This window comes from Ralstonia sp. SET104 (assembly GCF_003851545.1).
In the GTDB taxonomy this organism is placed as follows: Bacteria; Pseudomonadota; Gammaproteobacteria; order Burkholderiales; family Burkholderiaceae; genus Ralstonia.
Genome location: NZ_BHVX01000027.1, coordinates 1 through 14,826, shown reverse-complemented (window position 1 = coordinate 14,826; position 14,826 = coordinate 1). Strand labels below are relative to the sequence as shown.

Below are 14,826 nucleotides of genomic sequence, written 5' to 3'. Positions count from 1 at the left end.
ACTCGCGCGGTCGGCTTTTTTCTCCTCGTCCCGCATGGCAACTGCGCCTCAAGCTGCGCCACGTTTGGCCGCCCGCTGCCCCAACTGCCAAACCGCATTCCGCGTTGTCGCTGATCAGCTTCGGCTGCGCGGCGGTCTCGTCCGTTGCGGGCGCTGCAATCACGTCTTCGATGGCCGCGATCATCTGATCGAACTGGGTGCCGTAGCCGCGCCCACAGCACCGGTTGCCAAAGCGCCGCAGCCTCAGCCATTGCCAGAACGCGCTGCTCGCGTCGCGCCGTTCTCACCGCCCGCCAGCCCTGAGCCGGAAACGCCCGCCGTGCCGCCCGCCGCCGAGGATGATCACGGCTTCGGCATGACGCTGATCTGGGAAGAAGAGGTTCCGGAAGAAGGCATTGCAGAAGTGCATCTGGGCGAAGTCGAAGGTGCGACACCCGCGCCCGACGTGCAATCGACCGCGCCCGATACACGTCCACTACCCGATGAAGCGCCCGTTGAGCCGACTGTTGAGCCGACCGTTGAGCCCACTGCCGAGCCACCCATCGAAGCACCCGCCGCACCGGCGCAACGCGCACCAGAACCCGAACCGCCTGCTACACCTGCCGATCCATTCCACGGCCTGCCGCCCATCCGCGACTTCGGCGATGAGGAAGACACGTTCGCGGCCGCCGTGCCCAAGCAGCCGTCGGCAGACTTGCCGGTCGAACTCGCCATCGAGCCAGTGGCCGCTGCGGCAACAACACCTCCCGTGCCGGCAACCGCCGCGCTCGCAAAAGCCGACGCTGAAAGGCACGATTCGGTCTGGATGCGCCACGAAACCGATGCGCATGCGCTATTCGCACCGGTGCCGCGCCGCCATGGCCATGCACGCCGCACGCAGGTCGAGCCGACCAGCCCAACGCCACAGCGCACGCTGACGGGTGCGCCGCGCCCAAGCAAGGTGCGTGGGCCGAATCATGGTGTCTCTGCCGCGACGCTGGATTTCCTGCGTGCCGCACAGGCCCGCGAGCAGGCACGCAAATCGACCGGCCGTCGCGCGCTGGCGCGCATTGCGATCGGCTTGCTGGCGGTGCTGGCAGTGGCGCAGGTGCTTTTCCTGGCCCGCGCGGAAATCGCTCGCCGTGCACCGTCCACACGCCCGCTCTTGGAAGCGCTGTGCCAGCCATTGCACTGCACGATCGCGCCGCCACGAGATCTTGATGCACTGCAGATCGAATCGTCACAACTGCAGCGGCAAGAAGGCGATGCATCTGACCAGTACGTGCTGACCGCTACATTGCGCAACCGCGCGGGCGGGCCCATCGCGTTGCCGGCCATCGAACTGATCACGACCGACCTGCAGGACCAACTGCTCTCGCGCCGCGCCCTGCTGCCCAACGACTATCTGAACCCGAGCGACAGTGCATACGGCAAGTCTGGTCTGCCCGCCCGCGCCGAGCTGCCGATTCGGGTACGATTCCAGTCCCAGCGCCCGACGGCCAATTACCGGGTCCTGATTTTCTATCCGTGATTTTTCCCCTGATTCACCCCCAACACGCATCAAAGGAAGGAGCAACACCATGGCAAACGTGACCCTTGGCGGCAACCCGATCGAAGTCGGCGGCCAATTCCCGACCGCTGGCGCGAAGGCCCCGGCATTCACGCTGGTCGGCGCAGATCTGAAGGACGTATCGCTGGCTGACTTTGCCGGCAAGCGCAAGGTCCTGAACATCGTGCCGAGCCTGGACACCCCGGTGTGCGCCACCTCCACGCGCAAGTTCAATGAAGCCGCCGCCAAGCTGGACAACACGGTCGTGCTCTCCATCTCCGCCGACCTGCCGTTCGCCGCCGGCCGCTTCTGCACCACCGAAGGCATCGCGAACGTCAAGCCGCTGTCGACCTTCCGTGACAAGGGTTTCAAGCAAGCCTACGGCGTCGACATCACGTCTGGCCCGCTGGCTGGTGTGACCGCCCGCGCCGTGGTCGTACTCGACGCCAACGACAACGTCCTGTACTCGCAACTCGTGCCCGAAATCAAGGACGAGCCGAACTACGACGCCGCCCTGGCCGCGCTGAAGTAAGCTGTACTGCGTACCGAGACCGGCGCCCGGTCTCTCGTTCATCACACGGCCGTCCACTGGGCGGCCGTGTCATATCTGGAGCTTCTCAATATGGCCAGCGTGATCTGCGGCTCGGTTGCCTACGACACCATCATGACGTTCGACGGACACTTCCGCGAACACATCCTGCCCGACAAGATCCACATCCTGAACGTTTCCTTTCTGGTGCCGACCATGCGCCGGGAGTTCGGTGGCTGCGCAGGCAATATCGCCTACACGCTCAAGATGCTCGGCGGCGAACCCATCATCATGGGCACGGTCGGCCAGGATGCCGCCCCGTACCTGGACTACCTCAAGAAGCTCGACATCTCGACCGCGCATGTCACGGAGGTTCCGGACACGTTCACTGCGCAGGCGATGATCACGACCGACCGCGACAACAACCAGATCACCGCGTTCCATCCTGGCGCGATGAGCCACTCGAGCATCAACTCGGTCAAGAATGCGCTGCCGGCCAAGCTCGGCCTGGTCGGCCCCGACAGCCGCGACGGCATGCTGCACCATGCCACGCAGTTTGCAGAATCCGGCGTGCCCTTTATCTTCGATCTGGGCCAGGCGATGCCGCTGTTTGACGGTGCCGACCTCCGGCGCTTCGTTGAACTCGCCAGCTACGTGGTAGTCAATGACTACGAAGCGCAGGTCATGCTCACACGCACGGGCTACAGTGCGGCAGAACTTGCGCAGCGCGTCGAGGCTTACATCGTCACGCGCGGGGAAGAAGGGGCGGAGATTCACGCCGGCGGCAAGCAGTACACTATTCCGGCCGTGCCGGCCGAACGCGTGGTCGACCCGACCGGTTGCGGCGACGCCTTCCGCGGCGGCCTGCTCTACGGCATCGAGAACGGCCTGGACTGGGACACCACCGGTCGCCTCGCCAGCCTGATGGGCTCAATCAAAATCGCTTGCCAAGGCCCGCAGAATCACGGCCTGCCCGTCGACGAAATTGCCCGGCGCTTCGAGTCCGCGTTCGGGTACCGGTATCAATAAGGAACAGACATGAAACCCATCTATCGCATCGGCGCCGCGACTATGCTGATCGCCGCCCTCGGCCTGCAAGGCTGCGCCATGGGCACCAACTCCAACAGCGCCTATACCTCTGGGCAGGCGCAGCGCGAGCAGACCGTGCGCTTCGGTACGGTGGATTCCGTGCGCAACGTCGTAATCGACCGTGAACAGACCGGCGTCGGCACCATTGCCGGCGGCGCGATCGGTGGCATCGGTTCGGCAGCAGCCATCGGGCGCGGCAACGGCTCGGTGGCGGCAGGCGTGCTCGGTGCGATTCTGGGTGGCGTGGCAGGCAGCGCGCTCGAAGGTCAGATGAACAAACGTCCCGGCCTGGAAATCACCGTGAAGCTCGACAACGGTGAATACCGCGCCATCACACAGGACGCCGACGAGGCTTTCCGCCCCGGCGAGCGTGTGCGCCTGCTGTCGTCTGGCGGCGTGACGCGCGTGACGCACTGATCGACGACACCGACTCAGCAGTCAGACTGATCGGACGCATTGAAAACACCGCATCGGCATCACGCCGGTGCGGTTTTTTTTTGCCTGCAAGAAACGCATGAGCAACCGCGTGGCCAATAAAAAGCCCGCCGGGGCGTGAGCCGATCGGCGGGCGGTGCAAGACGCCAGGATCTTGCGGACCGGATACGCGGTATCCGATCAGGTGGGCGCGACCTGCGCGCCGCTGTGGTCCCGGAGGATCGCCGTCGTAAGAATGACTTACGGACGGTTGCCGGTCGGGAACGGCCATGCCGCAGCCGGGTTCAGCGCGGTCTTGGCAGCGGGTGCAGCAGGTGCAGCGGCCGGAGCAGTTGCGGGCTTGGCGACAGCCTTCTTCGCCGGGGCCTTCTTCGCAGCAGGCTTGGCAGCAGCCTTCTTCGCGGCAGGCTTGGCAGCAGCTTTCTTTGCAGCAGGCTTGGCAGCAGCCTTCTTGGCAGCCGGAGCTTTCTTGGCGGCAACCTTCTTCACTGCGGCCTTCTTGGCAGCCGGAGCCTTTTTGGCGGCAACCTTCTTCACTGCAGCCTTCTTGGCAGCCGGAGCCTTCTTGGCGGCAACCTTCTTCACTGCAGCCTTCTTGGCGGCCGGAGCCTTCTTGGCGGCAACCTTCTTCACTGCGGCCTTCTTGGCAGCCGGAGCCTTCTTGGCAGCGACCTTCTTAGCTGCAACCTTCTTCGCAGCAACCTTCTTGGCCGGGGCCTTCTTGGCGGCCGGAGCAGCCTTCTTTGCAGCAGCCTTCTTGGCGGCCGGAGCCTTCTTTGCAGCGGCCTTCTTGGCCGGGGCCTTGGCGGCCGGTTTCTTCTTAGCAGCAGTTGCCATGGGAAACTCCTTCAAGATTGGGTATCGAACTATCGAGATTGAGCAACCCGACCGGCCCGATCCCGCGATGCATTGGCATCGCCGGACCAACCGAGCGAGCGATTCATCGGCGCGCCACCAAACGACAGTCGCACGCTAATGAATTCGGTAGGAAGATCTGCGACTTGCGCGGCGGACACACGCAGCAAGTTGCACGCCTCGGTTGCGCTCACAGGCGTCACCGCAGCCGGCCAGACACATTGCATCCGGCGAGTCTTCATCAATTGAGAGAACCGGGGCATCGTGGCCACACCGGTTGAAATCTGATCTTGCGCGAATCGCTGCGTAGACCGCAAAGCCGCTTGCAGCGTGACTTTACGGACAGCGAAAAACTGGAGAGCGCGCGTTTTCTTTTGGGGGTAGTACGCCCATCCCGACGGGGGGATCGCAGAGACGGCACCGAGTTCGAACAGCCCTGTCGGCGTGGCGTGCATCAAAGTGGTTACGCTCCTCGACTACCTTTCACTTGCCGCTTGGAACTTCATCGTCGTTGATCGCGCGAAGCTTCCTTGCATCGAAGTCAACGTCTTGTCAAGGCGAATCATAATTCGTTTGCGCGGTGATGTTAAGAGATTTATGCAAAAAGCGCGGCGAGTTTTGGTGAAGGATTGCGCTGCGTCTGTGCGTCGCTGCGATTCGGATCGCGCATGCGCGCAGATCGATCTCGCGAATGCGCATTTTCTTGCGTCGTGACATCACGTTACCGCGTTGCTCCACGTTGACACACGTGTCCCGCAAACCCAGTGGTCATGCCGGTTTACGGCAACACGCAATGTTGCATGCGCGGACATCGTGAACCCATGCACGTGCATCGCACGCGCTCGACATCATCGTGCGTGTCGACATGCGAGCGGTGCGATGTGTGCCAAAAAAAACGATGCGTAGATACGACAACGCGTGCGAATTTTTCGCGCTCAACACATCGATGCGCTCGTGCCGACCGCGTCGATTGCGTGTGCATCGATGTGTTGAACGTGTCGGCCGACGTCGTTGACACACACCTCGCCCACCTCGATGCGCGCCACGCGAAGTCGATGTCATTGCGATGGCCGACGACGCGCATGCATGTGCCGCAAATCGCGTGCCGCACCTCCGATGCGCGAGGTGGTGGTGATGCGGTTGAGACATTGATGCATGCATGAGTGCGAGCTGCATCGACGCAGACGCTGTTGGCGTCGATGCGTGCGGTACCGGCGTCGATGCGTGGGGATACCGAACTGCGGATGCGCACCACCTTGCGATTGCGCCGCGCACCGCGCGACGTGTCATTGATCGCGGGAAAACCCTGTTCAGCAACTGCTGAAAACCGCGTGCAATTGCGTTTGAAACGAGGCTGTTTTACGACGATAGAAGGATTGTTCTACGCCAATCCGGAGGCCATTTTTGCTGCGCAATCCATGCCCATAGAATAGCCAGCAGCGGCGTTTTATGCGGAATCAATCCTGATAATTGCTGCAACTGCATATCAGGGTGTCAGGTTGCCGCTGATTGTCATGCCATTCGGTTTCACATCACGATCCACTCACCACATCAGCGCGGCATCGATCGCGCGGTGTGGCACGGACCTGCGCGTGGTCCGTGACAAGACAGGGAGGTCGTCGCCAACCCAGCATGCCTGACGACGACAAACCCGACGAGCAAAGAGCGCAAGACAGAAGGGGTCCAACACAAGCGTTCTGTTCTGAGTCGTGGAGGCACAAGATGCGCAATCAAGCGTTCTTGTCGAAATCGAATCCGCCGAAGCGCGGAGTTTTCCTGCGGTGCAGGCATTGCATATTGGCGACGGCATCGCTCGCCATGCTGGCCGGTTGCGCGAATTCGGGCAGCGGCGACATGGGTACGTCGCTCGGCGGCGGCAGCGATTCGCAATCCAAGCCAGCGATCGCGGCATCGACTTCGCCCACGTGGTCGAGCAGCAGCGGCAGCAATGCAACGGGCAGCACTGGACCGAGCGGCAGCACGCCGATCACGACGCTGACCGGCCCCGTCGAGCAGGTGAGCACCACCACCATCACCGCCATCGTGCCGCTGACCAGCACGCTGACTTCTGCCACGCAAACGCTGGGCGCAACCACTGGCCTGGGCGCGCCGGTGGGCAACGCGCTGGCGACGCTGGGCGGCGCGCTGGACAGCGAGGGTCGCACGATCACGACGGCCGGCAAGGGTGATGCACTGGTGTCGACGCTCGGGAATACGGTGGGTGCGATCGGCTCCCTCACCAGCGGGTTGTCGACGGCGGTCATGCCCACGGCGCCGTCTGCGGCAGGTGGCTCGCCAGGTGGTGCGTTGAGCGGCGCGCTCGGTGGTGCGCTGGCACCCGTGACGACGGCAGTCGGTTCGCTGACGGCGGGGTTGCCTGGCGCAGGTGCGCTCGGCTCGACTGGTGCAATTGGTGGAATTGGTGCAATTGGTGCAATTGGTGGCGCCGCAACCGGTCCGCTGGGCGGATTGGGCAGCGTCGGCACAACGGTGGGCGGGTTGGTTGGCGGCGTGCTGTCGGGTGTGACATCCGGCGCGCATCGCTAGCGCCTGCTCTGTAGAACTTTTTTTGCATTCGACGGCAAACGCAGGCGGATGCTACCCGCTGGACGCCAGATGCGCGTTCTTCTGACCCGGCGGTGACACGCGGTACGGGCCGCGCTTACAAGGAGACTCACCATGAAGATTCAGAACCCGCTCCACGCTTCTTCCGCTTCGTTGCCCGCTTTTTCGGCATCACGCCCGCTGTTGGCCGCGGCTGCAGTCGCGGTGCTGACGCTGGCCGGCTGCGCTTCGGGCGGCAACCCGAACGGCGACACCACGCAACCCACCTCGAACAATGTGCCGGGTGCGGTGCCGGTCGGCAACGTGGCCAGCAACGGCGGCAACGTCGTCACGCAGTCGGGCAAGACCGTCAGCGACCTTGGCACGACCATCGGTACAGCCTCGGTACCCGTCATCGGCGGCACGGCGGCACAGAAAGACCTGGGCGCAACGGTCACCTCCGGCGGCAATACCGTCCAGATATTGGGCTCGGGCATCAGCAACGGGCTCGGCAAGATCGGCTCAACGTCGGACCCGGTCGGCACGACTGTGCAGAGTTCGGGCGATGTGATCCGCTCCACCGGGGTGACGGTGGGCAACGCCGGGCAGACCGTCTCGGACCTGGGTGCCCCAGGCAGCCCGCTGGCGCCGCTGAATCCGGTGACGTCGCCGGCGGGCAGCGGTGTGTCGGCGCTGGGGCAAGTGCTGCAGGGTGTCGGCGGGCTCGTCACCATTGGTACGTCGAGCGGCCCGGTGCAGCAGATCACGCAGCAGACCAGCAACGCGATCGTGCCGCTGTCGTCGCAGGTCGTGCAGGGCACGCAGACGGTCGGCAGCTCGACGATGCTCGGCAGCCCGCTGGCGGGTGCACTCAATACGGCTGGAGGCGGCCTGCAAAGCGCCGGTACGCAAGTCGGCGCGGCTGGCGGCAACCCGCTCACGCGTGACGTGGGCGGTGTGGTTGGCGCCGTGGGCGGCACGGTAGCGAGCGCGGGCGGTCTGGTCAACGGCGGCAGCGGCAGCGGCTCGACGAACCCGCTCGCACCCATCACGAGCGCGCTCGGTGGTGGCCTGGGCGGTGGCAGCACCCCGCTGGCCCCAGTGACGAGCGCGTTGAGCGGCGCAGCCGGCAGCAGTAACCCGCTTGCCCCGATCACGAATGCGCTGGGTGGCGTCACGAACGCCGCCGGCGGCTCCGGCAGCAATCCGCTGTCACCCCTGACCGGTGCGTTGAGCGCGCATTGATCCCTGCGCCGACATCACCGATCTGCCCTCACCGATTCTTTTTATGCTGACAACAGGAGACTCCACAATGCAACGCCCCCCCCACTCTCTCGCGCGCCTGGCCGGCGCACTGGCCCTCGCACTGGCAGCTGGCAGCGCCTTCGCGCAAGCCAGCCCTGCCGGCATCTGGAAGACCATTGACGACAACTCCGGAAAACAGAAAGGCGAAGTCACGATCATCGACAACGGCGGCACGTTCACGGGCAAGGTCAGCAAGATCCTGGTGCCCGGCGACGAGAACAAGACCTGCACCAAGTGCACGGACGATCGCAAGGACCAGCCGATCAAGGGCCTGACGATCCTGACGGGCCTGAAGGCGAACGGCAACAACAACTGGGATGGCGGTCAGATCCTGGACCCGGAAAACGGCAAGGTCTACAGCGCCAAGATGTCGCTGTCGGAAGACGGTCAGAAACTCAATGTGCGCGGCTTCCTGGGCATCAGCCTGCTGGGCCGCACACAGACGTGGGTTCGCGAGCAATGATCGGCCGCCGATAACGAAACCTCCCAACGCGCGGCGGTGCCTCCCTCCTGTGGGTGGGGCGCCGTCTCTTCGGGCGCCGGTGCAAGCCGGCGCCTTCTTTTTGCGGAAATCCGCACACTGCGCTCGCGGCACCTCCACTAAAGAAGACCACGTCATCGCCGTTACACCGTTGCGGAGTCGTCAAACAATAAGTGGAGAAAACGCGACATGCGACAGTGGACACTCAAAGCAAAACTGCGCCTCGCGCTGGCCCTGATGTGGCTGGGGCTGATCGGCGTCGGCATCTGGAGCGCAATGGAAACCCGCGCCACCATGCTTGATGAACGCAAGGTTGGCCTGCAGAACCTGGTGGACGCCGCCGAGGGCATCGCCAAGCTGTATCACGGCCGTGCGCAATCCGGCGCCATGAGCGAAGCCGATGCCAAGAAGGCGGCGCTGTCGACGCTCGCCTCGATGCGCTACGGCACCACCGGCTACCTGTTCGTGGTCGACTCGCAGTTCATCCTGCTGATGCACCCGACGCTGGCGGACATGGTCGGCAAAAGCACCGCAGGCTTCAAAGACCCGACCGGCAAGCCCGTCTACCCGACCATCGTCGCCGCCGCCAAAGACAAAGGCTTTGGCTTTGCCGAATACCAGGGCCGTCTGCCCGGCAGCGAAACCGCGCTGCCCAAGATCGGCTACGTAAAACACTTTGCGCCGTGGGACTGGAACCTCTCCAGCGCCGTCTTTCTGCAGGAAGTGGATGCGGCGTATCGCCATTCGCTCATCGCCAACCTGATCGTCATCCTGTTGGTGGGCGGCGCGGTGTCGCTGGCCATGTCGCTCATCATCCGCAACGTGCAACGCGGGCTGGGCGGTGAGCCGAGTTACGCCACCGAGGTGGCACGCCGTATTGCCGCCGGGGACTTGGCCGTGCAGGTGCAAACCCGCACGGGCGACCGCGACAGCATGCTGGTCGCCATGGCGCAGATGCAGCAGCAGCTGACCGGCACCATCGGCCACATCAAGACGTCGGCGGATTCGATTGCGAGTGCCACCAAGCAGATCGCGGCCGGTAATGCAGATTTGTCGCAACGCACGGAAGAGCAGGCTTCGTCGCTGGAAGAAACCGCGTCGAGCATGGAAGAGCTGACGAGCATCGTGCGCCAGAACGCCGACAACGCGCGCCAGGCGAGCACGCTGGCCGTCAACGCATCGGACATCGCCGCCAAGGGTGGCGAGGTGGTCGGCCGCGTTATTGACACCATGGCGGGCATCAACGAAAGCAGCAAAAAGATCGCCGACATCATCGGCGTGATTGAAGGCATCGCGTTCCAGACCAACATTCTGGCGCTCAACGCCGCGGTGGAAGCCGCGCGCGCCGGCGAGCAAGGCCGCGGCTTTGCCGTGGTCGCCGGCGAGGTGCGCAATCTGGCCCAGCGCTCGGCGGGTGCGGCCAAGGAGATCAAGGAGCTCATCGGTGATTCAGTCGGCCGCGTCGAAAACGGCACCACCCTGGTCGCCGAGGCGGGCAGCGTGATCGACGAGGTGGTGGTCGCGGTCAAGCGCGTGACGGACATCATGGGCGAGATCAGCTCGGCATCGGATGAGCAAAGCTCGGGCATCGAGCAAGTCAACCGGGCCGTCAACCAGATGGACGAAGTGACGCAGCAGAACGCCGCGCTGGTCGAACAGGCCGCCGCCGCCGCATTGTCGCTGGAAGAACAGGCCCAGGTGCTGCGCGACGCGGTGGCGTCGTTCCGCACAGCCTGATCGCCGTAGTTTCGCCCGCCACTCCCCAACGAGGGAAGGGACGCCGCGCCGTTCTCTGGTGTGCTGCATGGTGCTATGCTGCGCGCCAGAGAATTGACAAAACAATGTTGGAATAACCATGCCCGAGCGCAACCGGCCGCCATTCAGGGGCCCTTTTGGCGCGATTGCCGGGTCGACCACCAGCGCCTATGCCGCAGCAGGAGACACTGCCGGCGACGCCCATGAGCCGATGCCCGGCGGACGCCCTAGTGCCGTGCACGATGTCGCTGCACAGGATCTGGCCAGCGACACCGCGCTGTGGCGTTTTGCGCTGGCCGCAGAGCACGGCGGCCGCGCGCACCACCCCGACGCCGCCCTGCGCGACGATCTTTCCGTCCTGCGCATTCTGCGCCACCCTGACGGCCTGCGCCTGCTCCGGCAAGGGCTGCGCAGAGCATTCCCGGGCTCGGCCCTGCGCCTGTCCACCTTCTGGCCTGAAGAGCAGCCGCACGCCTACCCGGCCCGCGCCGAGGCGCGCCCGGCGGAATTCGGCGACCTGCTCGTGCTGCTGCGCCTGCGCGGCGCGGTGCCAACGCTCGATTGCCGCGCACTGTTCCTCACCAGCCGCCGCATCGACCAGCCCGACGACGCGCTCGACATGCACCACGCGCTGCCGCAGATCAACCTGTACGAAGGCTGGCCCGACTTCAACGTCTATGCGCGCTCGCCGATCAAGTCGCGCAACGCAACGTTTCTCGGCAAGTTCGACCTGTCGGCTGAGCTGGATCCGCTGCGCCGCATCGGCCGCGACCAGCGCCAGTGGCGCTACCTGACGCCCTGCACCGGGCTGCATCAGTATGCGCAATGGCCTGGTGTCCGGCCGGCTTCGCCGCTGCAATGGCGCTGGCCTTCGGGCCCGCAGGCCGGCGGCGCACGACCTGGCACTGGTTCGTTCACCGGCCTGCTGCGCCAGCTCGCACGCCCGGAAGGCCCCGGCGAGGATTGCTCCGCCGGCACCGACGTGCCGACCTGGGGCCGTCTCATTAACAAGCTGCTCGACCACAGTTGGGAAGTCGCTCCGAGCCACGCGCTCAAGAGCGGCAATATTGGCTCGGCGGCGTTCTGGACGCGGCTGCGCGGGTTCCTGACGGCGGAATACCTGCTCGGCTCGCACTCGCTGCAGAAGGGCTTTGGCGCGTCGTTGCAGTTCGAGATGGCCAACGGCCTGCAGGACATCGCCCGCGACGACTGGACGGCCACCACCGGCTTCGACCCCGAAGACCTGGACGTGCCCGGCGTGCGCGGCACACTGCAGCGCATTGCGGCGTCCAAGCTGGCCGTGTTCGGCATGAGCGCCGAAGACCCGGCCCCACTGGCCGCCCCGCGCCCTCAGCGCGGCGTGACCCCGCGCCCCGACGGCGAACGCGAAGGCCAGCGCGTGTTGCTGATCGACGTGATCCGCCCCAGTGCGGCCGCGCTGTAAGCACGCCAAATCGATAAAAAGCGACGCCCGCACCGCCGAGAACGCGACGATTTCTCGGCGGCACCCGGCTATGCTGTGGCGTTGCCCCGGCGTTTATCCTGCTGTTGCCCATGTCTTCCGCTGCTCCCACCTCTTCCGCTTCCACCCCGACGACCTCCCCCTGGATGCCCATCCTTGCGCTGATGGGTTCGATGGCCTCGGTGTGCCTGGGCAATTCGTTTGCCAAAACGCTGTTCCCGGTACTGGGTGCGGCGGGAACGGTGACCTATCGCGTAACCATTGGCGCGATGATCCTGCTGGCGTTCTGGCGGCCATGGCGCCTGCACCTGAGCCGTGCCGATGCAGGCCGCATCGCGCTGTATGGCGTCACGCTGGCGAGCATGAACCTGCTGTTCTACCTGTCGCTGCAGCGGCTGCCGATCGGCATTGCCATTGCCATCGAGTTCACCGGACCGCTGGTGCTGGCGGTGCTGTTGTCGCGCCGGGCACTCGATTTCGTGTGGATCGGGCTGGCGGTGGCGGGCCTGCTGATGCTGACGGTGACCGACCAGGCGGTCGGCCAGCTTGATCATCTGGGCGCGGCCTATGCGCTGGCCGCCGGCGTGTGCTGGGCGCTCTATATCCTGACCGGCAAGAACCTCGGCGGCCTGCATGCGGGCCAAGCCACGTCGATTGGCATGCTGGTGGGCGCGCTGTTTGCGATTCCGTTCGGGGTAGCGCAGGCGGGGTCGGCGCTGCTTGCGCCGTCGCTGATTCTGGCGGGATTGGGCATCGGCCTGCTGTCGAGCGCGATCCCGTATTCACTGGAAATGGTGGCGCTCAAGCACCTGCCGGGCAAGACATTCTCCGTGCTGCTGAGCCTGGAGCCTGCCATCGGCGCGCTGGCCGGGGCGATCGTGCTGCACGAGCACCTGACGGGGCGGCAGTGGGTGGCGATCCTGGCCATCATCGCCGCGTCGGCCGGGTGCGCGCTCACGGTGCGGGCGCCCAAGCCGTCGCCCGATCCGGCCGGCGTCGCCTAGCCGGAAAACCGCGCCACGGCTTGCAATACAGCCATGCGCGTCTGCGCGTAGACCATCCCTTTCCACTCCGGCACATCGCAATAGAACGCGTCACGCAGCGCTTGGCGGATGCCCTCTTGCTGCGCGGCGCCCTGCTCAGGGTAGCGATGCAGCCAATGGTCGGCCCGCAACGCCTGCAGTACCGCCAGCGGCGCGAGCGTGCCGAACTCCAGCGTCACGCAGGTCTTCTCGATGTCGGGCAGCAGTTCGTACGCCACGCTCACCAGATCACCCTTGACCACCGAAGACACCGAACCCGCCGCCGCAATCGGCCGCACATCTGCCCCCCAGGTACGCACGGCGCGCTCGAGTTCAGCAGGATCGGAGCTGTTGAAGATCTTCTCGCCGTGGCCGTAGTGACCAAGCCCGGTATGCAGATCGATCCACACCAGGCGGGACATGCCGGCTGCGTGCCGCGAGACGATTCCGCGCATCTGCAACGTGCTCCAGCACGGCGCGTTGCCACCGTAGAACATGCCGTCCGGCATGCGGTATTGACCGCTTGTCGCGGCGTCTTGCAGGGCTTTCTCGCCGCGGGTGTTCATGAAGTGCAGCAACGCGGCCTGATCAGCCTGGCTGGGCGGCCAAGTGCGCGGCAGCAGAAGCGGATCGACTTCGAGATAGGCCGGGTTGGCGCAAGCCGCCTCGACAAAGTCGACGCTGTTGCGGTTCAGGTCGACGTTGTCTTCATTCACGCGCCGCAAGTGCGCAAACCCGTATGGGTTGACCGCGTGCACCAGCAACAGCGCCACCTTGGCCGTGGCCAGCCGCGCGAAGAGCTCGTCATCCTGTAGCAGGCCGACTTGGCAGCCGGAGCCACAGAACCCCTCCACACCGTGCACGCCCGAGGTGATGATCAGCAGCGTTTCCGCCTGCGCCGGGGAGAACAACGCGATGTCGATGGAGAGTTGCTCGCCCAACGGCCCCACCACTTCCGGATGCAGATGACGCTCGATATTGAGCCCCCGGGCCTGTGCGGCAGCCAGAAACTTGCCGCGCGCTTCATCATAGGTTTGGGAGAAGAAGGATTCGACCGCCATGTCTCGACCTCGATAGGGAGCGGGAAACCGTGACCGCGCGGGCTTCTGGCGCTGGCCCAAGTGTAGCTGAGCGGGCGGCCTGCAAACGTCCACAAAAAAGGGGCTTGAAGCCCCTTGTCGATTCATCTATGCGTCCGGTCAGCCTTTCAGCGCGGCCCGGTCGGCTTCTGCGCGGCGCAGCTCCACCGTCTTCTCGCGCAGCTTGCGTTCCTTGTCAGCCAGGGTTCGCCGCGCCTTGCGGCTTTTCTCGTCCTTGCCCTTGCGCGATTCACGACTGGCGGCGTCCAGCTTGCCTTTCGCTTTGTCGACTTCCGCTTGCGCCTTGTCGACGTCCTGCTGTGCGTCACGCACTTTGCGGTCGGCGCGCTCGACCAGCCCGGCGTTGCTGCAATTGGCCTTGGTGTTGTCCAGCGCTTTCTGCAGGCCGTCGAGGCGGCCGGTATTGCCGTGCTGCCTGGCGTAGTCGATCTGCGTCTCGATGGCGCGGATCTTGGTCGCGCAGTCAATATTGTCAGCAAACGCCGACGAAGCGCCCAGCAGGGCAAATGGGGCGATGGCGGCAAACAGTGTTTTTTTCATCAGGAATGTCCTTGTTTTCAGATTGGCTCGAAGCACAACGATAGGACGGCCGGCAGCCTCGGTCCATCAGGTTCAATACATTCTCAACAGTCGTAACAATAAAAAAAGGCCCTGACGGGTAATGCCGTTCAGTTAAGGTCTTTCCGAAGATATCGAAGGGCATAACGAGCAGGACGGGATT

General features: G+C 64.7%; 15 protein-coding genes. 11 read left to right on the top strand and 4 right to left on the bottom strand.

Annotated elements, in window-relative coordinates:
- Positions 1–34: 34 nt before the first annotated feature.
- From PSUB009319_RS21940 to PSUB009319_RS21925, 4 genes are all read left to right on the top strand, one after another.
- Complete coding sequence (locus tag PSUB009319_RS21940) at positions 35–1,510, top strand: DUF3426 domain-containing protein (RefSeq protein WP_124384288.1); 1,476 nt, start codon at positions 35–37, stop codon at positions 1,508–1,510.
- Between the two features lie 49 nt (positions 1,511–1,559).
- A complete protein-coding gene (tpx, locus tag PSUB009319_RS21935) occupies positions 1,560–2,060 on the top strand; it encodes a thiol peroxidase (RefSeq protein ID WP_124384287.1) in 501 nt (166 codons plus the stop codon).
- Positions 2,061–2,150: 90 nt separating this feature from the next.
- Positions 2,151–3,086 carry a carbohydrate kinase family protein gene (locus PSUB009319_RS21930; RefSeq protein ID WP_124384286.1) on the top strand — a complete coding sequence of 312 codons (936 nt, stop codon included), beginning with the start codon at positions 2,151–2,153 and terminating at the stop codon, positions 3,084–3,086.
- A gap of 9 nt (positions 3,087–3,095) precedes the next feature.
- Positions 3,096–3,563 carry a hypothetical protein gene (locus PSUB009319_RS21925; protein WP_124384285.1) on the top strand — a complete coding sequence of 156 codons (468 nt, stop codon included), beginning with the start codon at positions 3,096–3,098 and terminating at the stop codon, positions 3,561–3,563.
- 258 nt (positions 3,564–3,821) lie between these two features.
- Here the strand turns inward: PSUB009319_RS21925 and PSUB009319_RS21920 are convergent, their stop codons facing one another.
- Entirely contained in the window at positions 3,822–4,418 is a 597-nt protein-coding gene (locus tag PSUB009319_RS21920; RefSeq protein WP_124384284.1) for a histone H1-like DNA-binding protein, read from the bottom strand.
- Positions 4,419–5,626: 1,208 nt separating this feature from the next.
- Here PSUB009319_RS21920 and PSUB009319_RS21905 point away from each other — a divergent pair.
- The 7 genes from PSUB009319_RS21905 (at position 5,627) to PSUB009319_RS21875 (ending at position 12,987) form a co-directional block, all read left to right on the top strand.
- Positions 5,627–5,869 carry a hypothetical protein gene (locus tag PSUB009319_RS21905; protein WP_124384282.1) on the top strand — a complete coding sequence of 81 codons (243 nt, stop codon included), beginning with the start codon at positions 5,627–5,629 and terminating at the stop codon, positions 5,867–5,869.
- A 289-nt stretch (positions 5,870–6,158) separates the two neighbouring features.
- A complete protein-coding gene (locus PSUB009319_RS21900; RefSeq protein WP_124384281.1) occupies positions 6,159–6,983 on the top strand; it encodes a collagen-like triple helix repeat-containing protein in 825 nt (274 codons plus the stop codon).
- Between the two features lie 132 nt (positions 6,984–7,115).
- Positions 7,116–8,225 (top strand): collagen-like triple helix repeat-containing protein, encoded by a 1,110-nt coding sequence (locus PSUB009319_RS21895; protein WP_124384280.1) that lies wholly within the window; start codon positions 7,116–7,118, stop codon positions 8,223–8,225.
- Positions 8,226–8,292: 67 nt separating this feature from the next.
- Entirely contained in the window at positions 8,293–8,748 is a 456-nt protein-coding gene (locus tag PSUB009319_RS21890; RefSeq protein WP_124384279.1) for a DUF2147 domain-containing protein, read from the top strand.
- Between the two features lie 207 nt (positions 8,749–8,955).
- Positions 8,956–10,503, top strand: a complete 1,548-nt coding sequence (locus PSUB009319_RS21885; RefSeq protein ID WP_124384278.1) for a methyl-accepting chemotaxis protein — start codon at positions 8,956–8,958, stop codon at positions 10,501–10,503.
- A gap of 118 nt (positions 10,504–10,621) precedes the next feature.
- Entirely contained in the window at positions 10,622–11,965 is a 1,344-nt protein-coding gene (locus tag PSUB009319_RS21880; protein ID WP_124384277.1) for a peroxidase, read from the top strand.
- 110 nt (positions 11,966–12,075) lie between these two features.
- Entirely contained in the window at positions 12,076–12,987 is a 912-nt protein-coding gene (locus PSUB009319_RS21875; RefSeq protein WP_124384276.1) for a DMT family transporter, read from the top strand.
- Here the strand turns inward: PSUB009319_RS21875 and PSUB009319_RS21870 are convergent.
- The 3 genes from PSUB009319_RS21870 to PSUB009319_RS23030 all read right to left on the bottom strand — a co-directional run.
- Positions 12,984–14,066, bottom strand: coding sequence for a M14 family metallopeptidase (locus PSUB009319_RS21870; protein ID WP_124384275.1), 1,083 nt, complete (start codon positions 14,064–14,066; stop codon positions 12,984–12,986). The two genes, PSUB009319_RS21875 and PSUB009319_RS21870, sit on opposite strands and share 4 nt — an antisense overlap.
- 138 nt (positions 14,067–14,204) lie before the next feature.
- Positions 14,205–14,645 carry a DUF1090 domain-containing protein gene (locus tag PSUB009319_RS21865; protein ID WP_124384274.1) on the bottom strand — a complete coding sequence of 147 codons (441 nt, stop codon included), beginning with the start codon at positions 14,643–14,645 and terminating at the stop codon, positions 14,205–14,207.
- On the bottom strand, positions 14,578–14,826 hold a 249-nt coding region (locus PSUB009319_RS23030), incomplete at its 5' end, for a hypothetical protein (protein WP_221620979.1). The genes PSUB009319_RS23030 and PSUB009319_RS21865, both read right to left, overlap by 68 nt.